We start from the raw sequence: 23,428 nt of genomic DNA on the forward strand, positions 1-23,428 counted from the left end.
TTTGGCTTGTGCAGGTAGGCGGCCGCGACCGGTGTTGAGGCTTAGCTGAACTTGCCGCTTATGTAATCGCCGGTCATCTGTTCACGGGGGTTGTCGAAGATCTGCGCGGTCGGGCCCATCTCGACCAGATAACCGGTGCGTGTGCCCTGGGAAATATCCACCGAGAAAAACGCCGTGGTGTCAGCAACACGGATGGCTTGCTGCATGTTGTGGGTCACCAGTGCGATGGTGTAGTCCTTCTTCAACTCGACCATCAATTCTTCGACGCGTCGGGTGGCGATCGGATCCAGTGCCGAACAAGGCTCATCCAGCAGCAGGACTTCCGGCTCAGTGGCGATTGCCCGGGCGATACACAGGCGTTGTTGCTGGCCACCGGAGAGCGACAGGCCGCTGACCTTGAGCTTGTCCTTGACTTCGTCCCACAGCGCGGCGCCTTGCAGCGCATGCTTGACGCGGTCGCCGATATCGCCCTTGTAGCGATTGAGGCGAAGGCCAAACGCGACGTTGTCGAAGATGCTCATCGAGAACGGGTTAGGCTGTTGAAACACCATGCCGATGTAGCGGCGCACGACCACCGGATCGACGCCCTTGCCGTAGACGTCCTGCCCGAGGAAATGCACATGGCCCTCGAAACGAAAGCCCTTCACCAGATCGTTCATCCGGTTGAGGCTGCGCAGCACGGTGCTTTTGCCGCAGCCTGAGGGACCGATGAATCCGGTGATCTTGTTTTTCTCGATGGGCACGTGGCTGTCACGTACTGCCATGAAGTTGCCGTAGAAAATCTTGTCCAGTTTGCAGTCCATGACTACAGGCGCCTGGGTGACAAAAGGAGCGGCAATTTGCGCAGTGGATACGTTCAAAATCAGATGCTCCCGTTCTTAATACTTGGGCTTGCCGAAAATCCGGCTGATGATGTTCACGAACAGCACGATCATCACCAGCACCAACGAGGCCGCCCATGCGAGCTCGAGCTGATTATCGAAAGGCATGCCGGAGAAGTTGTAGATCAGCACCGCCAGCGAGGCAGTCGGGTTCATGACATCGAGATTGCCCTGGTGGTAGATCCAATAGTTGCTGAACAGCGCGGTGAACAACAGCGGTGCCGTCTCGCCTGCGGCACGCGCCACGGCGAGCATCACACCAGTCAGGATCGCCGGCATGCCGGTCGGCAAGATGATTTTCCAGATGACCTGCGAGCGGGTGCAGCCCATGCCATATGCAGCATCTTTCATGATCTTGGGCACCATCCGCATCGATTCTTCTGCGGTGAGTACCACGATAGGCAGCATCAGGACGGCGAGCGCCACGCCACCTGCCGGTGCCGAATACGTGCCGGTGGTCATTACTACCAAAGCGTAGGCAAATACCCCCGCCAGGATCGACGGCAGGCCCGTGAGCATCTTGGCGGCAAAACGCGCGGCGTTCCCCAGCTTGCTATCCGGCCCCAGTTCAGCCAGGAAAATGGCCGCCATGATCCCGACCGGCACCGCGATCGCTGCCGCGATACCGACCATCACAAAGGTACCCGCCATCGCATTGCCGAAACCGCCACCCATCTCGAAGCCGGTCGGCGGCAGTTCGGTGAAGACTTCCAGGTTCAGACGCGCGCCACCGCGGGTGATCAGCATGTAGAGCACGGAAATCAGCGGCACGCTGGCCAGCAAAGCACCTGTCCAGACCAGGGTGGTCAGGATCAGGCTGCGCAGCGCGCGGCCTTCGAACCTGCGTTGCAAACTGGGCATCGCACCGGTTGGCGCCGTCAGGTCTGTTGCTGCGGTCAGATCAGTCATCACTTGTTACCCCGTTGGGCGTACATCATGATCATCGAGCCGAAAATGTTGACGATCAGCGTAATCAACATCAGCACGAGCGCGGCATACATCAACACCTCGATCTCGTTCGGCCCGGCTTCGGGGAAGTTCAGCGCCAGCAGAGCGGCAAGCGTGTTGGCCGGTGCAAACAGCGAGAGGGAAATGTTGTTGGCATTGCCGACCAGCATGGCCAGCGCCATCGTTTCACCCAGCGCGCGGCCCAGGCCCAGCACCAGAGAGCCGAAAATGCCGGTGGCGGCCGAAGGCACCATCACTTTGAGAATCGCTTCCCAATGGGTTGTGCCCATGCCGTACGCGGCTTGTTTGGTTTTCATTGGCACAGCCGTCAGCGCGTCCTGCGACACGGCGGCAATGGTCGGCAGAATCATGATCGCGAGCACCAGCGCTGCGGGCAGCAGGCCCGGACCGCTCAGGGACGTGCCGAAAAAAGGTATCCAGCCCAGTTCGCTGTTCAACCAGGTCGTCAGCGGCCGAATCGCCGGGATCACCACATAGATCCCCCACAGGCCATAGACCACGCTGGGAATGGCTGCGAGCAGTTCGACGATGGTGCGAAACAGCGCAGCGAGCTTGGTTGGCAGGAAATCCTGGGTCAGGAAAATCGCCATGCTCACCCCAAAAACACCGGCGATCAGCAACGCGATGAAGGCGCTGTAGAGCGTGCCCCAGATGGCTGGCAGAATGCCGTATTTGCCTTGGTTGACGTCCCATACGCTGCCCAGAAGCACATCGAAGCCGTGCTTCTCCATACCGGGAAGTGCCTTGCGTCCGACTTCGAACACCAGTGCAAATACCAGCGCCAGAATCAGTACCACACCGATGCGTGCGAGCGCGCGGAAGGTGCGATCAACCAGAAAATCCTTCGTCGAAGGTGGCTGGCAGGCAGAGTCGGGATTAACCGGTACGACAAAAGGTTTGTTCATGGGCTAAGTCCGGAACAGGGGGAAAACTCCCCCGGCGTGGCGCAGACGCACATGCCGAGAGAGACCTCACGGCGTTACTGAATGTTGGCGGACGCTTTGCGGACCTGTTCGACGACCGATTGCGGCAACGGGATGTAACCCATCGAATCGGCAATCTTCTGCCCCTCGGTCAGGCTGTATTCGACCATTTCACGCATGGCCTTGGCCTTGGCCGGGTTGCCATTGTCCTTGCGGAAAATCATCCAGGTATAAGAGGTGATCGGATAGGACTTGGCACCGTCCGGATCAGGCAGCCAGGCCACCAGGTTTTCCGGCATCTTCACCGCCGCCAGGGCCTCGGCACCGCTTTCGGCGTTTGGCACGACGTAATTGCCAGCCTTGTTCTGCAACTGCGCAAAGTCGACCTTGGCCAGCTTGGCGAAGCCATATTCGATGTAACCAATCGCACCAGGGGTCTGGCGTACGGTAGCGGTTACGCCATCGTTTTTCGGCGATTTGATGAACTTGTCACTGGCCGGCCAGTTGACGGTGTTGCCCTCACCCAACGCCTGCTTGAACTCGGCGTTGACGGTTGCCAGGTGCTTAGTGAATACCGCGGTCGTACCGCTGGAATCTGCACGCACGACAACGGTGATCGGCGTATCGGAGAGTTTCAGGTCCGGGTTGGCTGCGACGATCTGCGGATCGTTCCAGCGCGTGATCTTGCCCAGGAAAATGTTGGAATAGACGTCGCGTGGCAGCTTCAGGCCCTTGGGATTGCCCGGCAGGTTATAGGCAAGCACGATTTCCCCGGCGGTCATTGGCAGCAACTGCACGCCTTCGGCGACCTTGGCGATATCTTCGTCTTTCATTGCCGAGTCACTGGCAGCGAAATCCACGGTTTTGTTCAAGAAGTCCTGTACGCCCGCGCCACTGCCCTTGGATTGGTAATCGACAGTGACGCCATCGGATTTCTTGCTGAAATCCTTGAACCAGGTCAGATAGATCGGCGCCGGGAAACTTGCTCCGGACCCCGTCAGGCGAACATTTTCTGCTGCAAAGGAGGCCGAGGTGGCACAAAGAGATACCGCAATGGCGAGCGCAGCAGACTTCATCAAACTTTTCATTAAATGACACCTAGTGATTACGGGCTCCCGAACTCTGCAGCAGTTTTGTGACGATTTCATGAAAGCAAAGTGGCAACCGTTACCCTCATGGTCCGCAGCAGCGCCTATGGACGTAATCGGCTTCCGGGTTTCAAAAAATCGAATCTTCTCGTGCCGGGCTTGTCACTACCCCCTGATCCCGAGCAGTCGCGTGCCAGGTTCACATTGCAAAAACGCTACTTTTCCCCAGCCTTTATGGCCGTCAACCGGAAATGGCGTTAGCATTTCACTCATTCGGCTGAACAAGCCTGTTTATCCAGATCAGGGTCGCATTGTGGAAAAGCTAAAACGCCTTCAAAGCGGGATCGAAGGGCTCGACGCGCTGCTTCAGGGGGGCTTTGTCGCCGGCGCTTCATACATCATTCAAGGGCGCCCGGGCTCCGGCAAGACCATCCTTGCCAACCAGCTAGGGTTTCACCATGCCCGCAACGGCGGCCGTGTGCTGGTCGCCACGTTGCTGGCCGAGTCGCACGACCGGTTGTTCCAGTTTCTGTCGACCATGAGTTTTTTCGACGCCTCGCGAGTCGGCGCCGAAATTCAGTTTGTCAGCGCATTCGATACGCTGGAAAACGAGGGCCTCGATGAAGTCGTGAAGCTGCTGCGACGCGAAATCACTCGGCAGAAGGCGACCGTCATGGTCGTCGACGGCCTGCTCAATGCACGCTCCAAAGCCGACTCGCCGATCGACACGAAAAAATTCATCTCTGAACTGCAAGGCCATGCCGCATTTGCCGGTTGCACCGTGCTGTTCCTGACCAGCTCGCGCCTGGACGACGGCAGCCCCGAGCATACGATGGTCGACGGCGTCATCGAAATGGGTGAAGAGCTGTTCGGTACCCGTTCGGTACGGCGCATTCATTTGCGCAAGACTCGCGGCAGCGGCGCGTTGACCGGTCTTCACGAATGCGAAATCACCGATAACGGCCTGGTCGTCTACCCGCGCCTCGAAAGTCTCTACAAGCGCCCTTCCGCCCCTGACAGCGCGGACATGACTCGCATTCCAAGCGGCATTGCGTCGCTCGACAAGATCTTCGGTGGCGGCTTGCACAGCTCCAGCGTCACGCTGGTCATGGGTCCTTCCGGCATCGGCAAAACCACGCTGGGCCTGAAGTTTCTCGCGCAATCTACGGCCGAAACGCCTGGCCTGCATTTCGGTTTCTATGAAAGCCCGCAGCGCCTGCGCCTGAAAGGCCGTTCGCTGGGCATTGATATCGAACACATGGAACACAGCGGCGCATTGAGCATTGCCTGGCAGCCAACAACGGAGGGTTTGCTCGATGGCCTCGGCGCACGCCTGCTGAGCCTGGTCGATGAGAGAGGCATCAAGCGCCTGTTCATCGATAGCCTGAGCGGCATGACACGGGTGTCAACCACACCGGAACGCATCACCGACTTTTTCAGTGCACTGATGAACGAACTGCGGTCCAGAGGCGTGACGGTCTTTGCCTCCTGGGAAATGCGCGATTTGTTCGGCTCCGAGGTCAGCGCACCGAACTCTGACCTGTCCAGTATTGTCGACAACCTGATCCTCATGCGGTTCTTTGAAAATCACGCTGAACTTCGCAGGACGCTTTCCATTCTTAAGGTACGCGATAGCTCCTACAACCCGTCGCGGTTCGAGGTGGTTATCCGTGATCAAGATGTGTTCCTGGAAAAGGCTTTGAAAAATGAACCTTCAGTCACAGCTGAGTCATTGCCTGGTTCAATTTCGTAAGTCTGCAAGCGGGTTGAAATAACATGACCACCATCCTGGTAGTCGACGACGAGTATCTGATTGCTGACATTCTTGGCTTTGCGCTTGAGGATGAGGGCTTCATGACTGTGACCGCGAGCAACGGCAAGAAAGCGCTCGAAGTGCTGGAAAGAGAACGTCCGGCGCTGGTTATTACCGACTTCATGATGCCAGTCATGGACGGCCTCGAATTCGCCGAAGCCGTGCGTGCCCAGCCGTCCGTCAAACACTTGCCGATCATTCTCATGAGTGGCGCGCAAGCGCACATCGGCATGCAGCGTTCGGATCTGTTTGATGTGGTGGTGCCCAAGCCGTTTGATATTGCGGTGATTGTGGCTGAGGTAAAGAGGCTGTTGGGCTCATAGATACTCGACGACAAAGGCAATTTCGGCATTGGCATCGCCCGCTCGCATTTGCGCATTGGAAGGCTCGATGCGCACGAAGCGGGCTTGCAAGGAAACGGATGCATTACCGCCGCTCGATGTTGGCGCTTTCATTATGTAATTCTGGTTCAGCTTGAGTATCGTCCTGTCACTGAAGCGCATTTGCAATGCCAGCCCTTTGGCAGTGGAATTACTGTTGAGGTGTACCACGCCGGTATCAGCGCTCCATGCAGGGCTGCCCGCAGTGGGCGAAAAGGAGTACCTGAAGTTATTGATTCCGGGAGGACAGTTTTTCATATCAAGAAAGAAGTATTTCTCCTTCGCATAATCACCGTTCTGCAAAAAATCGCTCATGGTGTAGCTGCCCATATCCACTTTCACATCAGGTGTTTCACAAGACTGCGAGACGATCCGCGTGCCATTTGTATTCATTGCCAGAGGCTCGATCTCTGCAGCGACGAAGGTCCCAAGTTGGCCTGAGGGTATCGTCGCACTGCCGGAAATAGTTCCCGTCTTTACAAAACGCAAGATGTGCTCAGAACCATTCCAACCCCAACCGCCAGCAGTGTCGGTAGTTCCTGGAAAGCCTTTCCACGCTTTCCCCGATGGCGGTCGGACCCATTGCCAGCCGATTCCGGTATTTCCGATAGGAAAAATCTCCGCGCCCGGCTGAGTAACGCCGACAGTATTGCGTACACCTTCGTTGTGTACCGCAGAGCACCTGAATGAGCTGGGTATGGCGCCCAGGGTCACGATCGGGCTTTCATAGATAACCGTGCCGTTGGGCGTGTCACGAGGCACCGAGATCGTGGCTGGAAGAACCACCCTGACACTGCCCTTGGAATGGTCGGGATAAAATTCGCAAACTGCAGCCATTGCGTTAAATGGCAGTAAATACAAAAAACCGACAATTAAAACATGGGAAAACTTCATAGCAATCTCTCTGAACTCGCCGTGTTTGCAAACATTTGAATGGCGGACGATTGCGTGAACTATCAGCAGTAAACGCCACCAAAGCGGCAGCAGACGATAATGAAAAAAAGGAGCTTGAGCAAAAAGTTTATTTATTCGCAAACAAGACAATTCTCATGGACCCACAAGAAACTTTAGATAGTCGGTTTAAACAAGAAGCCTTCTGCGAATTCGTTAACAAATGTTAGCCGTTATCGACATACGCAAATAGAGCACAATTTAAGACTCGTCTTAAAGGCCCAGCGAATCGAGGTTATTACACTGTCTACTCTTGATAGGAGAAACGATTCCGTGAGAGCCCTCGATACCCTCAATAGCTCAAAACCCCAGAGCAACGCCGCCATCTACTGCCTGACCATTCTTGCGCTGGCACTGATCGCCATGACTGTGGTCGCCGGCTACCAACTCAATGAACTGTTTCCACTGAAGGCTGTGGTGCAACAACAGGAGGTCCAACTCACCCAGCGCGCCGATGCAATCCAGTCGATGAGCGCAGAACTGAAGCGCCTGGCGGAACAGAAACAGGTTTTGGAAGCCGACCTGCTTAGCGCAAAGGAACAGGCGAAGGCCGCTGAGCACGCAAAAACCGAACTCGAAAACAATCGACAGGCAGCCCTGACCAGCGCGGCGTTAGAGGATGAAGATTCACTGTGCGCGATCATCGAGCAAAACATCCGACTTGTTGCGGACCAACTCAATCGCGACGATTTCTTCCGCCTGCGTGATGAGCGCGAAGCTGAAGCCGAAGCGGTACTTGAAAGCTATGAAAAACAACTCGCCAGCTGCATTGAGCAGTTGACAGCACAAACCGCATCGCCAGCACAAACTGACTCTGCACCCCATGCGCAAGACTTTGCTGCGCCGATCGAGCGCTGATCAAAAAGCCCTGGTAGCCAGGGCTTTACGTTTACTGATTAAAGTTTGAATTCCTTGGTCAGTTTGTTCAGCGACGCGGCCAATTGCGACAGCTCCGCCGATGCGACTGCGGTCTGTTTCGATCCCTCAGCGGTTTCACACGAAAGGTCGCGAATGCTGATCAGGCTGCGATCCACTTCACGCGCAACCTGAGCCTGCTCTTCTGCAGCGGTTGCCATCAGCAGGTTTCGCTCGTTGATGAGATTCAGCGAGCCAGTGATGTCGGTCAGCACTTCGCCGGCGATATTGGCCATTTCGAGCGTTCTCTCGGCCTGAGCGCGGGTGTGGCTCATGGAGGAAACTGCGCGGCTGGTGCCCGACTGAATGGAGCTGACCATGGACTCGATGTCCTCGGTCGACTTCTGAGTACGCTGCGCCAGCCCTCTCACCTCATCGGCAACCACGGCAAAACCGCGACCCGCCTCCCCCGCCCGTGCTGCTTCGATCGCTGCGTTCAAGGCAAGCAGATTGGTTTGTTCGGCAACCTCTCGGATAACGTCCAGCACGCTGCTGATATCGCTCGCCATGGTCGATAGCGCCTGCACCTCAGCCGAGGTGCTGTGCACGCTGGACACCATCAGGTTGATTGCGGCGACCGTGTCGCTGACCTGACTTCGACCGGCAATGGCTGCCGCACTTGATTCCGACGTCAGCTGCGAGGTCGATGCGGCGTTGTCTGCAACCTGCTCCACCGCTGCACTCATTTCAGTGACGGCGGTGGCGGCCATTTCGATTTCATGGCTCTGACGCTGAGTGATACGCGAGATATCTTCAGTGACGCCGTGCATGACCTCCGAGGTCTCGGCCAACTGCGTGGACGAATCACGGATCATGATCAAGGCATCTCGCAGACTGGTTTGCATCGCCGCCAATGACGACAGCATTTGCGCCGCCTCATCGGAGCCATCCAGCGCAATGGTTTCGCTCAGATCATTGGCGGCGATGCATTCCGCCACCCTTAGCGAGCCTGCAATGGGTACCGTCAGGCTGCGGGTATACAACACGGCCAGGGCCAACGAAGCACCGATCGCGATGAGAATGAACACACTGACGATCAACAGCGTGTGCTCATAGACATTGTCGGCCTGCTTGCCCGCCTCATAAGCTTCTATCTCGTTGAGAGCAATCAACTTCTTGAGCGCGACCTGTACGCCATCCGACGCCGCACGCATCTGATTCCTGGACAGCGCAATGGCCGCTTCAAGCTGCCCGTTCGCCACTGTTTCAAGGTATTGATCTTGCGCCTGATCGTTGACCTTCTGTGCTTTGGCAAACTCCTCGAACGCCTCGCGCCCGGCGTCAGTCGCCAGCAGGTCAATGAGCGCACGCTGATGATTTTTGATCATCTGACGCGACTGCTGGATGTCAATCAGGGCCTGCGCTTTGCGCTCACTCGTTTCAATGGGATTGCGCAAGCGAGCGTTGTTGCCCTTGATTTCGACGAACTCTCGATCGAGTTGGCCGAGCAGCTTGATACTCGGCACGATCGTCGTCTCGACGTACGTTTCTGCCTTGTTGAGCAAGTCGACTTGCTGCAGAGCGATCAATCCGATCGCGATAATCATGAGACAGAACAAGCCGAAACACAGCGCCGAACGCGGCGCGAGATTGAGTTTACGAAGCAGCATGATGCCTTACCTTAGAGTGTATTCAAGACAATGGGGTAAACGAGTGGGCAGCAGAGCGGCGCTGCGGTATAGCGCCTCGGCGCATACCTGGATCAACGCGGGAAGGTGCGGTAGCTAGCGGTTGGCGCACGGAGAGAGTGTGGAGTTGGTCGAGGCCGGCTCCGCAATTTCCTTGAGCGCCGGGTCGGCCAGCATCAGAAAATCTGCCAGTCGCGGCAGATTGATTTTCGAGACCAGGCGCATCCAGCGTTGCGGATGCGGGTTGAAGAAGGTCTTCGACCACTGGTGATCATCGTTGGGATTGAAAATCAGCAGATGACGAATCAGCGGGTTTTCCCCGAAAAAGTCGAGCGGATCCATCGCCATTTCGCTGAGCAAGTCAGCATTGACGACGACCAGGCTCAACCGTTGAGGGCAGTAATACGTCAGTATTTTCAGGTCACGATAAGTGCAAACGTTCAAGACGCTGAGACAGCCCAGCTTGTTGAACTGCTGTTCGATTGACTGACCTCTGCGCACATCGCTATCGGCGATCAGGATCCGCAAGGATCTACTGCGGTTATTTTCAAGAAACATCGGACACCTTTGGCAGCTCCATTCTTCCTTTCAAGAAAATAACCAAGGGCCAACCTGCCTGATATGAGACTTGTCTCAAAAATGAACGCAGGGATAGCTGATAAAAAGCCACACCTTGACGACAGCCCACGCGATCGGCGCATGGTCTGGCTCAGAAAGTGTTGAAGGAGGGATTTTGCAACGCAGGGGAGTCGCGACAAGCCAGAAGCGCGGGACGGTTCTGTGCGAACCAGACAATTCTCATTAGTGACGCCCCTTTTTGTCAGTAACCTTGAAACAAGGGGCGCAGATTCATTCTTTCCAAGCCATCAAGGCAGCGTCATCGTCACGACGTAGTTACCGGTCGTTATCTGGTGGCCCTTGTTGTCCGTCAGCAGCAGACGCTGGTCGTAGTATTTTTCCTGTTCATGGGTATCGGCAATCATTTTCACGAACACCTGCTGGCGCGGCTGACCACGCCCTGCCGCACTGACGTTTTTTACCGTGAAAATCTGCCCGGTGCTTGCTTGCGGGCAGTCAAGCAGATCGACAGAAAAATGGCTGCTGCCACTCGCCATGCAACTCGTCTCGACAATCTGTCCGCTGAAGCGAATCACTCCGCTGACCGGCGCAGACTGGGCTGCGCTGACGGTGTCAAAACCGAGCAGGCAAAGGCAGGCAATCAATAAAGGACGTCGAATGATCATCGCGAAACTCCATGGTTATTAACCAAGGTATCGCCCGCTGCAAAATGATCTTTAACGTCAGCTTCAATGCAAGGCCAGTCGGATAGTCATGAGCCGATACGTTTACAGCTCGATCCGTTTGATTTTCTTGATCAGATCAGCCTGTGCATGTTCCAGCTTCGCTGCGCTGCGATTGAGATCCAGAGCATCGATGACCGGCGCTTCGCATTCGGCCTCAAGCTCGTTACACGCCTCGATGACCTGATGCTCGGCAACAATGCGCGCCGCCCCCTTGATCCGGTGCGCCAGGTCAGCCAACAGCCCAGGATCGCTTTCGGGTATCAGCGAATGCAACTCCTCCAGATCCTTTTCACAACTCGACAGTGCCTCACGCAGGAGTTCTTTCATCATGTCGAGGTCGCCCCCGGTGAGCTCGTCAAGACGCTCGCGAATCGAACCCAGCTCCTTGATAGTCGCCGCAGGCGGGCTTTCAAATGGCTGGGTTTCAACATTTTTTTCCCAGCCTGCAAGCATGATCGACAAGGTGCCGAGACTGATCGGTTTGAACAGGCAATCATCCATCCCGGCCTCCCGGCATTTCACTTTTTCTTCCGGCTGCGCGTTGGCCGTGAAGCCCAGTACGATGCACGGCGATCCACCACTTTCGCGTTCGTCCTGGCGAATGGTGCGGGCCAGCTCATAGCCGTTCATGACCGGCATGTTGCAGTCCGTGATCACAATGTCGAACGGTTCCGAGCGCCACAGCGCCAATGCCTGGGCACCGTCGGCGGCATCACGCACCGCCTGGCCAAGGAAACTCAGTTGCTGCGTCAACAGCAGGCGGTTGGCGCTCTGGTCATCGACTACGAGAATCCTGAGTGTCGGTACCGGTTTGTCCTGAACAACCGAAACAGGCAGCACTTTGCCGCCAAGCGGGCTGAGAATATTGAAGAACAGCGACACTTCCAGGCAGGTGCCTTTGCCAAGCGTACTGGTAATGTTCAGCCGCCCGCCCATCAATTCGCACAATGAACGGGAGATCGCCAGTCCCAGACCGGTGCCGCCTCTGCTGGAGGGACCATGATTGGCTTGGGAAAACGGCTGGAACAGATTCTGCAGATCGGCGCTGGAAATGCCGATGCCGGTGTCCTCGACCTTGAGGTCGACCTGTAAGCGTTCGTCAGCGAGACGTTGGCCGCGAATCGAGACGCTGACATGACCGGTGTCGGTAAACTTGATCGCGTTGCCCACCAGGTTCGAGAGCACCTGCTGGAAGCGCATCGGATCAACCAATACGTCACAGCCGACAGTGGCGTCGATGTCGAGCTTCAGCACCAGACTCTTCTGCCTGGCCAAGCCGTCGAACACCCGCGCCACGGATTCGACCAATTCGCGCAGGTTGGCACGTTTCGGCGAAAGGCTGACATGGCCCGATTCGATGCGTACCACATCGAGGATATCGCCGATCAGTTCCAGCAGACCTTTTGCCGAGTCGTATGCCACTTCAATCGCCGGCCGATCGAAGTGTCCCTGCTCGGCACGCTTGAGGGTAAGTTCGAGCATGCCGATCACGGCGCTCATCGGCGTACGGATTTCGTGGCTCATGGTCGCCAGGAACGTGGTTTTGGCGCGGCTCGACTCGTCAGCCAGCTCTTTCGCCGAACGCAACTCCTCGATCAGTTCACGGCGTTCGCTGATATCGATCCAGCCGCAGATCACGCCTCTGACTTCACCCGCCGTGTCGTGATACGGCTGGATCCAGTGGTAAATGATCAGCCGCGTATCACCGACATGCAGCGTGCGATCCACCTCGTAAGGTTCGTCCTGCTCGATGACGCGCAGGTAGTCGTCGTGAAATTGCAACGCCTCCTGACGATTGCGCTTGCCGCTTTCGAGCACGGTCTTGCCGATCACGTCCTTTTCCAGCAGGCCAAATGTTTGCAGATAATTATTATTGCAGGTGACAAGCCGACCTTCCCGATCACGTACGTAGATGGGATGCGGCGTGCCGTTGATCAACGCGCCCATGAACTTCAACTGATCGCCCAGCAAGCGCTCTGCCCGGCTGCGTTCGCGGATCTGCCGGCGAATATAGAAATTCCACGCCAGCGATCCCAGGATAATCAGGAACGCGCCAGCGCTGATCTGGTAGATCAGCGCCTTGTAATCGCGCCACGACAAACCCGAAAACGCTGCAATGGGACGCCACCTGTTGAGAATTACGTCCAGCTCATCCGGCGGAATGCTCAGCAGCGCCTTGTTCAGAATGCTGACCAGTTCGGTATCGGCACGCCGAGCGGCGAAAGCGAGGAAGCCTTTGTTCATGCCGACGATGTTGGAGATACGCAAGCTGTCGCTGTAGATGTGGGCGATGTAGTAGCGCGCACTGTGCAACGTGGTAATCATCGCGTCCGCTCGACCGTCCTTCACGTCAGCCAAGGCGCCCAGAACTGTTTCGTTATCAACGATCTCGATGTCGGGGTAGTCCTTGAGCAGCTCACGCTCAGCCGAACTTTCGGGCACTGCGACGCGCTTGCCGCGCAGCTCCTGCAGGCTTGAAGGCGCGCCTGCGTCCTTGGTGGTGACGATCACAAAGGGGCTGGCAAGGAACGGATGAGTGAAACGCATGCCGACTTCCCGCGAGACCGTTGGTGTCAGCAGAGAAATATCCGCGCTGCCATCCAGCAGACGCGTGCTCAGACTGGAAAAGCTGTCGGTGCGCTCGACATTGATCTGCAAGCCGGTACGCCGCTGGATGAGCTCGAGCAGATCAGCGCCGATCCCGCCAAAGTTGCCGTCACCATCAAAGAATGCAAACGGTGCCTGATCGTCATTGATCACGAACCGCGCGACCGGATGCAGCTCAAGCCAACGTGCTTCGCCGGGTGTCAGGTCAATGCGTTTGGGCGTCAGCGCCCCGCCGCCGCCCGACCAGCGCTTGGTAATTTCGGCAATCTTCGCATCACCCAGCGACTCGAGGGTCGAATCGATCAGACGCAGCAATTGGTCGTTGCCCCGGCGCAAGGCAAAGCTGAAACCGCTGGTTTGGGTTTTGACGAAAGAGTGCAGCCGCACATAGTTGAAGTAGTTGAGGTTGATCAGGTAATTGCTCGACACCGTATCGCCGAGAAACAGGTCGACCTTGCCAAAAGCCAGCGCAGCCAGTGCCAACTCGTTCGATGGAAAAAGCACGAATTCGGCGTTGGGGTATAACGCGTGTAATTGACTGGAAGGCAGGTAATCGTCGGCAACCGCAATACGCAAACCGGCCAGATTGGCCGGCATCGGTCGTCGATCATCGCCGCGCATGAACATCGCCGGCACGTCTTCGACATAAGGTTTGCTGAGCGTGACGAGGCCATCGATCAATTCGAAACTGTTGGAACTGCCCAACATGTCAATGTCACCGCGCTCAAGTGCGGCCATGGCGTCACGCCGGTCAGGGTAAGCCTTGACGGTAATCTCAACATGCAGTGCCTGACCGATAATGCACGCGATATCGGCGGCAATCCCCTCATAGCGCGTACCGCTGGCGGTCATGACATAAGGCGGGAAATCCGGAAGCGCAGAACCCAATATCAGGCTGCGCTTTTGCCGCAGCCAACTCCAGTCTTCATTGGCCAGATCGACTTGCAGCTCCTTGCAGTCCGAGCGACCGAACACCTGCAAGGTGCGCGGCTCTGCTGCCAATAACACACCACTACTGAATACGGAAAGCACACTGATTAGCAAAACACCGCGCAACAGATGAAACATAAGCGTGTTATCCCTGGTTGTCGGCTGTCAGGCTGTGCTGCAACTTGAACAGCTCTGCGTCACCACGAATGCCAAGCTTTTTGAAAGCGGCCTGTTTTTGCCCACTGATGGTTTTGCGACTGCGCGAGAACTTCAAGGCAATCTGCGTCACCCCCATCCCCTCGAGACAACAGCGCAAGACTTCTTTCTCTTTAGGTGACAGCAGAGGATTACTGAGGAAATCGTCGCTGTGCGCCGCGCTCTCGTCTTTGGCACCGGCGGGCTCTTCGATCGATGCTGGCAACACGTCAAGCTCAAAGGCCATGGTTGGAGACAGGTACAACTGGCCGGACGCTGCACAGCGAATGGCAGTAATCAGGTCATCGACCGACTGTGACTTGCCGAAGAATCCACTGACGCCCGCCCCGACCGCCATGTTCACAACTGCCGGGCGCTCTTCTGAGGAAGAGACGAGGATGCGCATGCCCGGATATTGCTTGCGCAGCAGGCGGATCAGATTGAGCCCGTCCAGCTCCCCATCGTGCAGCTTGTAGTCGAGGATCAGCAGGTCGATGTCGACCTCGCGCAACCCGGCGAGCAACTGCGCGCTGCTGCCGTACACGCCCACCACACTGAACTCGGCTTCACGCGTCAGCCGTGATTTCATCGCCAGACGTATGAGCGAATGATCATCAAGGATGGCAACGCGTAACGGATTCACGACTGACCAATGCATGAACAGCTCCATGATGAGGAGGGTTGGAGGACCATCAGCACTTGGCAACCGCAGCAAATCCCGGGCATCACCGAAGCATTCAGGTGCATCTGATTGATTTCTCGGCACATGATGAGTGTTTTAAAGGCGTGACGAAATAGGGCTTTGTCCCAAAAGTCAGAATGCCCGCTCACATCAGCGGTCGGATGTGCCTATTGCGCGGCGCCAGGACGACTTCTGGCCTTCGAAACGCCAGTCGACCAAATGCGCCCAATTCATCGGGCGAGCATAGAAGAAGCCCTGCCCCCACTGACAACCAAGCCGCGCCAGATGCTGAACCTGATCTGCGGTTTCAATACCCTCTGCCACCACGCGCATGTCCAATTCCCGCGCCAGGGCCAACGCCCCGTGGATGACCGCGCTGTACCGAGCCTGATGGAAATTCTGCACGAAGCCGGCGTCAAGTTTGATTTCGTTGAACGGCATCTGGCACAGCCGCTCAAGTGAAGAATAGCCGACACCGAAATCATCGATTGCCAGACTGAAGCCGAGCATGCGCAGACGCACCATGTTTTCCATGCTGATCTCGGGCATCTGCAGCAGGCCGGTTTCCGTGAGCTCGAAAATGAGCCCAGCTGGCGAGGCGCCATGGATGCGCAACAGCGCCTTGATCCGGTCGACAAGATTCGGATTGGCCATCTGCGTCACGTCGAGATTGAACGCCAGCTTGAACGGCTTGCCGTGAGACTGGACGAAGCGCTGCAGACTCAAGCCTTGCGTGAGCAGGCTGAAAAACATCTCATCGAGCAGACCGCAACGCTCGATCGTCGGCAAGAACATGCCTGGCGAGAGCAAGCCGCGACTGGGGCTCTGCCATCGCACCAGCACCTCGGCGCCATCCACCTCACCACTGCGCAGATGAAACTTGGGCTGGAAATAGGCGCGAAATTCCTGACGGCGTATCGCTTCGAGCACTTCGTTCTCCGAAGGCTGATCGAGATGACTTTCCACCACTTTGGCATCGCCGGGAGTGTGCGGCCGATAACGAGCCAACAATGGCCCCAGCACATCGACCATCAGCGGCTTGCCGACACTGCCAAGCAATTCCAGCCCCTGCAACGTGACAATCCGGTCAACCGTGCGCAACAAGTCTTCAGGCAGTGAACTGCAGATGATCACTGCACGAATCAAACCGGCCTCTCTCGCCAGGCGCAAGAACGTCAAACCATCCATCCCGGCCATGCTCAAATCACACAACGCAACGTCCACGCCCCCTGCCTGGGAGATCACAGCCAGCGCATCCTTGCCGTCAGCCGCCTGAAAGATATTTTTGTACCCCAGACTATTAAGCGCACTGACCGCTGCCGTGCGCTGGAAGGCGTGATCTTCCAATACCAATATACGAAGCGTGTTCACTAACCGAGAACCTCTTTCTATCAGCCATTAATAGTGGAAAGTCTGGATCAACTATCAAGCAGGACGCTCGCTCACAAACTTTGCATTGACTGAGAATTTCTGCATCAGCGAATAGTACCCAGTGCACGGCTGCGCAACCTTGAGAATTGTCTCAATTGGTTCTCCACAATAACTAATAAGAAAATAGAGTTACGCGTTAAGCGATATTGCTGGCGTGATCGCATTTGCCACGCTTTAAGACAAATCCCAAAGACCTACCACCACCGCCGACCTAACATGGCCTGGCATTTCAATGCAGCACTTCACAATAACTTCGGATATAAACATGAAAAAGTTCGCTTTCGCAGTACTCACTCTTTCCGTACTGGCTGCCTCCACTGGCGCAGTGGCTGAAGAAGCCGCCAAAGCTGTCAAGGGCGGCAGCGGTCAAATCAGCTTCACCGGCGTTATCAATAACGACGCCTGCTCGGTAGACGGCGCTTCGGGTAACGACAAGATGATTGCCGTGGACATGGGCAGCGTTTCGATCAAGGACATGGGCACCGACTCTGCCCCGGGCGCCGGTCGTGTGGCTGCCAACGATTTCAACCTGAAAGTGAACTGCAACGCCGGCACCAAGGTTTCGATGCTGTTCAAACCAACCGTCAATGGCGGTTCGGGCCTGGTTGATGGCAAGAAAGTTCTCAAGCTGCAGGGTGCAGACGCGGCCAAAGGCGTTGGTATCGCCCTGCTGGACAGCAATGGCCAGTTGATCGACCTGAGCTCCGAAGCCACTGCCAAAGTGCAGACCAACCTGACTGGCGACGCAACCACTGGCGGCGACGGCACCCTGTCGTTCGCAGCCGCTTACGTCACCACCGGCGACAAGACCACCGCTACTGCAGGTACTGGTAACGCCACTCTGCCGTTCGTTCTCGAATACGAATAAGCAGCCCGCAATACCTGGACGGGGCCGCTGTGCCTCGTCCTTCCCGACCAGATTAATCGGTGAAATCTATGTTAAGTCGCTACTTTCCGCTTTGCCTGGGGCTTGCCGGGGTGTTGATGACGCACTCGGCATTCGCCAGCATCTCCTTGAGCTCCACCCGGGTTATCTTCGATGGCGCGCACAAAGAGGCGAATGTCACCGTGCGCAACGGCGGACAAACCATTCTGGCGCAATCGTGGCTGGATGCCGGCGACACGGCTGGCAGCGCACCGCCTTTCGCAGTTACTCCACCACTGGCCAAACTTGAGCCCAATCAACAGCAATTACTGAGGATTCTTTATGAAGGCCGCGGCATGCCTGCGGACAAGGAGTCGGTGGTATGGCTGAACGTGCAGGAAATCCCCCAGGCCAGTGCTGCCGATGTCAACACGCTGCAATTGGCGGTACGTCAGCGTATCAAGGTCTTCTTCCGCCCGGACGGACTCACCGGTGATGCCGCAAAGGCACCGGAGCAACTTGCATGGCAATTGGTCACTCAGGCTGGCAAGTCGGTGCTGAAAGTAAAAAACCAAAGCAACTACCACGTGTCGCTGGCGGATCTGAAAGTCGTTGCAGGGAAAAAAGCGGAATTGGTAATTGATTCGACAATGATCGTTCCGGGGGAAGTTCGCTCATTCAATCTGAAAGATCTGCCAGCTGGTACTTCGCATTTGAGTTTTTCAGCAATTAACGATTACGGCGCACAACAACGATTCGATGCACCACTAAGCGTTGCCGAAAGCCATGCCGAGCGCGTGAAAGATGCCTCTGCCCAGTAAATCCCCCGCCCCACCCTGCCAACTTACAAGCTATTCACAAGTTCCGGACTCCGGTTGAAGCAACACGGACTGATAAGGCAAATTGCATGTTTTCCTCCCAACACCACACATCTGAAAGTTGTGTTAAGCATCATGTTGCGCGCCAGAAAAACAAAGCGGCGTTGGGCTGCCTGCATCCATTGTGCTTTGCTATCAACATGGCCATTTGCGGATTCGCCGTGGGCGCCGAAGCCCCGGCCGCAGTGGCGAGTGAATCTTTCAATACGCTGTTCCTTGAAGGTTCATCGGCGGTCGATCTGCAACCGTTGCTGAATGCCAACAGCGTCTTGCCAGGCCAATACCGCGTCGACGTGTTCAGCAACGGCACGCTGGTCGGGCGTCGCGATATCGATTTCGCGGCCAACCCGGTCAACGGCAAAGTCGAGCCACGCATCACCCTGGAACTGTTGCAGCAGCTGGGTGTGGACATGCGCAAACTGCGTGAGCAGGGTCTGGTTGACGAGCAACACCCTGCCGATCACTACGACCTGCCTGCAATGATCGAGCAAGCGAGTCTCAATTTCGATGCCAACCGCCTGCGCCTCAATATCAGTGTGCCGCAGGTCGCCATGGCGCGTGGCATGCGCGGCTATGTAGATCCGGAGCTTTGGGACCAAGGCGTGGCCGCCGGTTTCATCAACTACCAGCTGAGCAGCACCCGCAGCAAAACCGATTACACCACGCAAATCTCCAATAACCTGGGGCTGCGCAACGGCATCAACTTTGGTGCCTGGCGTCTGCGCAACGAATCCAACCTGAGCAGCTCCACCGGCCGGCCCAATCGTTTTGTCAGCAACCGCACGTTCATCCAGCGCGACCTCACGGCGATCAAGGGGCAACTGAGCGCGGGTGAAATCTTTTCCGACTCGGATCTGTTCGACAGCGTGCGCTACCAAGGCGTCAAGATCGCTTCTGATGAAGGCATGCGTGCAGACAGTGAGCGCGGTTATGCACCGATCATTCGTGGCGTGGCGGAAACCAATGCGAAGATCGAGGTCCGCCAGGACAACTACATTCTCTACACCACCAATGTACCGCCGGGTCCGTTCGAGATCAGTGATATCTACCCATCGGGCTCCAACGGTGACCTGGAGATCACCATTGTCGAAGCGGATGGTCGGCGCAAGGTAACCCGGCAGGCGTTCTCCGCCCTGCCGACGATGGTGCGTGAGGGGCAACTGAAGTACAGCCTGTCGAGCGGCAAGTTCAACAACAACAGCGAGGGCTATGACAAACCGGCTTTCCTTGGGGGCACTTTCGCCTACGGCTTGACCAGCAATCTGACGGGCATTGCCGGCATTCAGGCGAGCAACGGCTTCAAGGCGCTGTCCATCGGTGCGGCGAAGAACACCTCGATTGGCGCGATGTCCCTGGACGTTACGCAATCGTCCAGCAAGGCATTCGGCAAAACCACCCAGGGCAGCAGTGTCCGCGCGCTCTATGCAAAGACCTTCACCGGTACCGATACCAGCTTCACCCTCGCCGCCTATCGTTATTCGACCGAGGGTTACCGCACGCTGACCGACCATGTGCAGGACACCAGCGCCGGCGCTACGCGGCGCGCGGGCAATGCCAAAACCCGTACCGACCTCACGGTCAACCAGACCCTTGGCGAAGCGCGCCAGTTCGGCTCGCTGTATTTGAATGCCAGTGACCAGCGCTATTGGGATCGCGGTGGCTCGCGCAGCTTTTCCGCCGGCTACAACAACAATTGGCGCGACCTGAACTACAACATCAGCCTGAGCAAAACCCAGGAATTCGGCGCACGCGGTGACACCAGCAACGACACGCAATTAAGCGTTTCAATTTCGTTCCCGCTCGGATCGACACCACGCGCACCGCGTGCCTACGTCTCCAGTAACCATCAGAACGCCGGTACCAGCACGCAAGCCGGGATCAATGGTTATCTGACCGAGGACAGCGACACCTACTATTCCGTGCAGACCGGGCGCAGCGTCCAGGGCGAGCGCTCTGGCTCGCTCAGTTTGAGTACCCGTACGTCGATGGGCGATCTGGGCTTTGGCTACAACCGAGGCAGCGGCTATGAGTCGCAGAACCTGAGTGCGGCCGGATCGCTGGTGGCTCATGCCGGCGGCATCAATATGGGCCAGACCGTCGGTGAAACGTTCGGCCTGGTGGAAGTCCCCGGCATGTCGGGCGTCGAAGTCAGCAGCTATTCGGGTGTGAAAACCGGCCTGAACGGCTATGCGGTTCTGCCTAACGCGCAACCGTACCGCGTGAACTGGGTAACGCTGGACACGCGTAACCTGGGCGGTGAGATCGAGCTGGACAATGCCACCCAGCAACTGGTGCCAAGACGAGGTTCGGTGGTTCTTGCACGCTTCGAAGGCAGCAAAGGCAGACGCGTCCAGTTTGAACTGTACGATGCCAACGGCCAGCCGATTCCATTCGGCGCGGTGCTGTTGGATAGCGACGGCAAACAACTGGCATTGTCAGATCCGACGGGCAAGGCCCTGGCGCTGGTGACCAAAGATCACGGTGTCATCACCATCAAGTGGCAGGGCAAAAGCTGCCCCGTGCCATACAAGCTGCCGGAAAAGGTCGAAGGTTTGAACTACGAGCAATATCGGTTGGCCTGCTCTTCGAGCGCGAAGTAGACCGACCGCGAGTTTGTCACTCTACGCCCCCTCAGCCAGAACACAGCCCTGATGATTCAGGGCTTTTCAATGCGCACAGTTTGGACATTGCCGTCATCAATAACATCGGAGTTTGCAAAACAGCTGCAATGACCAGGCAATCACTCCCAAGGCGCCGGTGACCACGCTTCCACCAGCCTGTCGATAAACAGCCGAATCTTCGGCGACAGGTGTCGCTTGCTCGGATAAATCACCCGGATCGGCTCGGCAGCCTCGGCGTACTCTGCGAGCAACTGCACGAGCTTGCCACTGCGCAGGTCATCGTTGACCACATAGGATGGCAATGTCGCGATACCGAGGCCGGCCGCAGTCGCCTGATGCAAGGCTTCGGCGCTGTCCATTTGCAGCCGTCCGGCATGAATGACCGGCACAGGCTGACCATTGACGCGAAAATTCCACGGCAGCAATCGGCCGCCGCTGACGAAGTGCAGGCACGCATGCCCGGCGAGATCTTCGGGTGTCTGCGGTGCCGGATGTTCATTCAGATAATCGGGCGAGGCACAGGTGATCATTTGCTGGTAAGCCACCGTGCGCGTGAGTAGTCCGGAGTCTTCCTTGGGCGGACCGATGCGAATCGCCAGATCGAAACCCTCGTCGATCAGGTCGACGAGCCGATCGGAAAACGTCGCGTCGATGGCGAGCGACGGCCAGTCTCTCAAGCAGCGCTCGATGTGCTGCACAACGTGCAGCCGGCCCAGTGCTACCGGCAGGCTCATGCGCAAGCGGCCGCTGGGCGTCGAACGGCGGAACGCCAAAGCCTCTTCGACCTCGTCCAGATCCTGCAAGATGCCCACACATCGCTCATACAGCACCCGACCATCGTCGGTCAGGCTCAGGCTGCGGGTGGTGCGGTTGAGCAGGCGGACCTGCAAACGCGATTCAAGCCGCACGATCGATTTACCAACGGCCGAGCGGGTCAGCCCGAGTTGCCTGGCAGCCGCCGTAAAACTTCCGGTATCCACCGAGGCGACGAAGGCGGCGATGTCGTTCAGGTTATGCAGTTCCATGAGGCCTCCGGGTTTGGCATTCAAGCGGCTTGGCACCGGTTATGGGGAACCCTATTCCCCAATCATGAGCATAACATCTCGATTAGTTAAGCCATCACTAACGAGGTCATATGAACACTGAAGTAAAAGCAGCCGTGCAAACCTGGGCCAACAGCCTCAGCGATCTGGTGCCCGTGCTGAAGGGTATCGATACCACCACTAAGATGAGCGACATCCGCGATGCCTACGCAAAAATGCTCGGGCAGAATCAACCACCGGCTGGCGTGAGATTTGAAGCAGTCGACATGGGCGGCGTGCCCGCTACGCTGGTGACTCCGGATGAACTCAAGACCGACGCGGTGCTGATGTACATCCACGGCGGTGCCTACATCGTCGGTCGACCTGACGGCTACCACGGCATCGGCGGCAACTACGCAAAAATGCTCGGCGCGCGGGTGTACATGCCGGATTACCGCCTCGCACCCGAGCATCAGTTCCCCGCCTCCATCGATGACACTTTGCGCGCCTATGAGTGGTTGCTTGAGCAGAACATCGCCGCCAGCAAGATTGCCTTCGCAGGCGAGTCGGCGGGTGGCGCGATGGTGGTCAGCGTGATGGTCGCGGCAAAATCCAAAGGCTTGCCCTTGCCCGCAGTGGGTTCGTCCATCTCGCCATGGGCCAACCTCGAACACACCGGCGTCTCCATGAGCAATCGTGAAGGCCTTGATCCGCTGAACTCCAAGCCCGTGCTGGATATCCTCGCGCGAGCCTTTCTCGGCGGCACCTTGGCCAACCATCCGCTGGCGTCGCCGGTGTTCGCCGACGTCACCGGACTGCCACCGATTCTGGTACAGATCGGCGAAAACGAACTGATGCTCAGTGACGCCATGCGTCTGGCCAATCACCTGGCGGACAACCGCGTCCGGGTCAATCTCGAAGTGTGGCCCGGCATGTTTCACGCCTGGCATTTCTACGCAGGCATGCTGGCCGAGGGGCAGCAGGCGCTGGAGAGTTCGGTGCGGTTTATCGAGGCGGGGTTGATTGGGGCGGCTTGCTGATCAGACAGCATTCGCTGCTGATCGGCGACACTTCTGGCTGTATAGCTCGGCGCCTTGGCGGTATGGTGGTTTGCCGACCGCCGAGGAACCCTTAATGCCGAAAAAACCACCACCCCCTGACAGCAACCCCAGCGCAGCCGACATCGAACGCACCATTCTGGCCTTGAACAAAATGGCCGAACGCCTGTGGGGTGACGGGCGTGAAGCCGAGGCCAAGGCGTTGCTCGATGCGCTGGATGCGTTGAACCGCGCCCTCGACCGGATCCGCATTGGTGAAAGTCGCAGGGCCGTCACCCTGCACTGAA

General features: G+C 57.1%; 20 protein-coding genes. 8 read left to right on the forward strand and 12 right to left on the reverse strand.

Annotation, left to right across the window (positions count from 1 at the left end):
• Positions 1 to 41: 41 nt before the first annotated feature.
• The 4 genes from pstB to pstS all read right to left on the reverse strand — a co-directional run bounded on the left by pstB (position 42) and on the right by pstS (position 3,861).
• Positions 42 to 803, reverse strand: coding sequence for a phosphate ABC transporter ATP-binding protein PstB (gene pstB, locus KVG85_RS07830; protein ID WP_016774591.1), 762 nt, complete (start codon positions 801 to 803; stop codon positions 42 to 44).
• Positions 804 to 878: 75 nt separating this feature from the next.
• Entirely contained in the window at positions 879 to 1,790 is a 912-nt protein-coding gene (gene pstA, locus KVG85_RS07835; RefSeq protein ID WP_217863486.1) for a phosphate ABC transporter permease PstA, read from the reverse strand.
• On the reverse strand, positions 1,790 to 2,755 hold the full coding sequence (pstC, locus tag KVG85_RS07840; protein ID WP_024012838.1) for a phosphate ABC transporter permease subunit PstC: 966 nt from the start codon (positions 2,753 to 2,755) through the stop codon (positions 1,790 to 1,792). Before pstC ends, pstA begins: the two co-directional genes overlap by 1 nt.
• Positions 2,756 to 2,829: 74 nt before the next feature.
• Positions 2,830 to 3,861 carry a phosphate ABC transporter substrate-binding protein PstS gene (gene pstS / locus KVG85_RS07845; protein ID WP_051600442.1) on the reverse strand — a complete coding sequence of 344 codons (1,032 nt, stop codon included), beginning with the start codon at positions 3,859 to 3,861 and terminating at the stop codon, positions 2,830 to 2,832.
• 313 nt (positions 3,862 to 4,174) lie between these two features.
• Here pstS and KVG85_RS07850 point away from each other — a divergent pair, with 313 nt between their 5' ends.
• On the forward strand, positions 4,175 to 5,614 hold the full coding sequence (locus KVG85_RS07850; protein ID WP_217864948.1) for an ATPase domain-containing protein: 1,440 nt from the start codon (positions 4,175 to 4,177) through the stop codon (positions 5,612 to 5,614).
• A gap of 23 nt (positions 5,615 to 5,637) precedes the next feature.
• Positions 5,638 to 5,997, forward strand: a complete 360-nt coding sequence (locus tag KVG85_RS07855; RefSeq protein ID WP_016774585.1) for a response regulator — start codon at positions 5,638 to 5,640, stop codon at positions 5,995 to 5,997.
• On the opposite strand, the gene KVG85_RS07860 is transcribed toward KVG85_RS07855, so the two are convergent.
• Positions 5,992 to 6,948: a fimbrial protein gene (locus KVG85_RS07860; protein ID WP_056785684.1), complete on the reverse strand. Its 957-nt coding sequence runs from the start codon at positions 6,946 to 6,948 to the stop codon at positions 5,992 to 5,994. The two genes, KVG85_RS07855 and KVG85_RS07860, sit on opposite strands and share 6 nt — an antisense overlap.
• Positions 6,949 to 7,278: 330 nt before the next feature.
• Between KVG85_RS07860 and KVG85_RS07865 the strand changes: the two genes are divergently transcribed.
• Entirely contained in the window at positions 7,279 to 7,863 is a 585-nt protein-coding gene (locus KVG85_RS07865; RefSeq protein ID WP_056785683.1) for a hypothetical protein, read from the forward strand.
• A 38-nt stretch (positions 7,864 to 7,901) separates the two neighbouring features.
• Here the strand turns inward: KVG85_RS07865 and KVG85_RS07870 are convergent, their stop codons facing one another.
• The 6 genes from KVG85_RS07870 to KVG85_RS07895 form a co-directional block, all read right to left on the reverse strand.
• A complete protein-coding gene (locus tag KVG85_RS07870; RefSeq protein WP_073474635.1) occupies positions 7,902 to 9,530 on the reverse strand; it encodes a methyl-accepting chemotaxis protein in 1,629 nt (542 codons plus the stop codon).
• Positions 9,531 to 9,644: 114 nt separating this feature from the next.
• On the reverse strand, positions 9,645 to 10,106 hold the full coding sequence (locus KVG85_RS07875) for a hypothetical protein (protein WP_217863487.1): 462 nt from the start codon (positions 10,104 to 10,106) through the stop codon (positions 9,645 to 9,647).
• A 308-nt stretch (positions 10,107 to 10,414) separates the two neighbouring features.
• Positions 10,415 to 10,792, reverse strand: coding sequence for a type 1 fimbrial protein (locus KVG85_RS07880; RefSeq protein WP_217863488.1), 378 nt, complete (start codon positions 10,790 to 10,792; stop codon positions 10,415 to 10,417).
• 102 nt (positions 10,793 to 10,894) lie between these two features.
• Positions 10,895 to 14,527: a transporter substrate-binding domain-containing protein gene (locus tag KVG85_RS07885; RefSeq protein WP_217863489.1), complete on the reverse strand. Its 3,633-nt coding sequence runs from the start codon at positions 14,525 to 14,527 to the stop codon at positions 10,895 to 10,897.
• A gap of 7 nt (positions 14,528 to 14,534) precedes the next feature.
• The gene (locus KVG85_RS07890; RefSeq protein WP_217864949.1) at positions 14,535 to 15,242 is read right to left on the reverse strand and encodes a response regulator transcription factor; all 708 of its coding nucleotides are present in this window, start codon (positions 15,240 to 15,242) and stop codon (positions 14,535 to 14,537) included.
• Between the two features lie 174 nt (positions 15,243 to 15,416).
• Entirely contained in the window at positions 15,417 to 16,637 is a 1,221-nt protein-coding gene (locus tag KVG85_RS07895) for an EAL domain-containing response regulator (protein ID WP_024012832.1), read from the reverse strand.
• 325 nt (positions 16,638 to 16,962) lie between these two features.
• On the opposite strand from KVG85_RS07895, the gene KVG85_RS07900 reads away from it, so the two are divergent.
• The 3 genes from KVG85_RS07900 (at position 16,963) to KVG85_RS07910 (ending at position 21,040) form a co-directional block, all read left to right on the forward strand.
• Positions 16,963 to 17,565 (forward strand): fimbrial protein, encoded by a 603-nt coding sequence (locus KVG85_RS07900; protein WP_129998636.1) that lies wholly within the window; start codon positions 16,963 to 16,965, stop codon positions 17,563 to 17,565.
• A gap of 68 nt (positions 17,566 to 17,633) precedes the next feature.
• Positions 17,634 to 18,383, forward strand: coding sequence for a fimbrial biogenesis chaperone (locus KVG85_RS07905; protein ID WP_130899379.1), 750 nt, complete (start codon positions 17,634 to 17,636; stop codon positions 18,381 to 18,383).
• 197 nt (positions 18,384 to 18,580) lie between these two features.
• Positions 18,581 to 21,040, forward strand: coding sequence for a fimbria/pilus outer membrane usher protein (locus KVG85_RS07910; protein ID WP_225926648.1), 2,460 nt, complete (start codon positions 18,581 to 18,583; stop codon positions 21,038 to 21,040).
• A gap of 140 nt (positions 21,041 to 21,180) precedes the next feature.
• On the opposite strand, the gene KVG85_RS07915 is transcribed toward KVG85_RS07910, so the two are convergent.
• A complete protein-coding gene (locus tag KVG85_RS07915) occupies positions 21,181 to 22,086 on the reverse strand; it encodes a LysR family transcriptional regulator (protein ID WP_217863491.1) in 906 nt (301 codons plus the stop codon).
• A gap of 110 nt (positions 22,087 to 22,196) precedes the next feature.
• Here KVG85_RS07915 and KVG85_RS07920 point away from each other — a divergent pair, with 110 nt between their 5' ends.
• Positions 22,197 to 23,123, forward strand: a complete 927-nt coding sequence (locus tag KVG85_RS07920) for an alpha/beta hydrolase (protein WP_217863492.1) — start codon at positions 22,197 to 22,199, stop codon at positions 23,121 to 23,123.
• A gap of 94 nt (positions 23,124 to 23,217) precedes the next feature.
• Positions 23,218 to 23,427: a hypothetical protein gene (locus tag KVG85_RS07925; RefSeq protein ID WP_217863493.1), complete on the forward strand. Its 210-nt coding sequence runs from the start codon at positions 23,218 to 23,220 to the stop codon at positions 23,425 to 23,427.
• The last annotated feature ends 1 nt before the right edge of the window (position 23,428 follow it).

This window comes from Pseudomonas triticicola (assembly GCF_019145375.1).
Lineage (GTDB): Bacteria > Pseudomonadota > Gammaproteobacteria > Pseudomonadales > Pseudomonadaceae > Aquipseudomonas > Aquipseudomonas triticicola.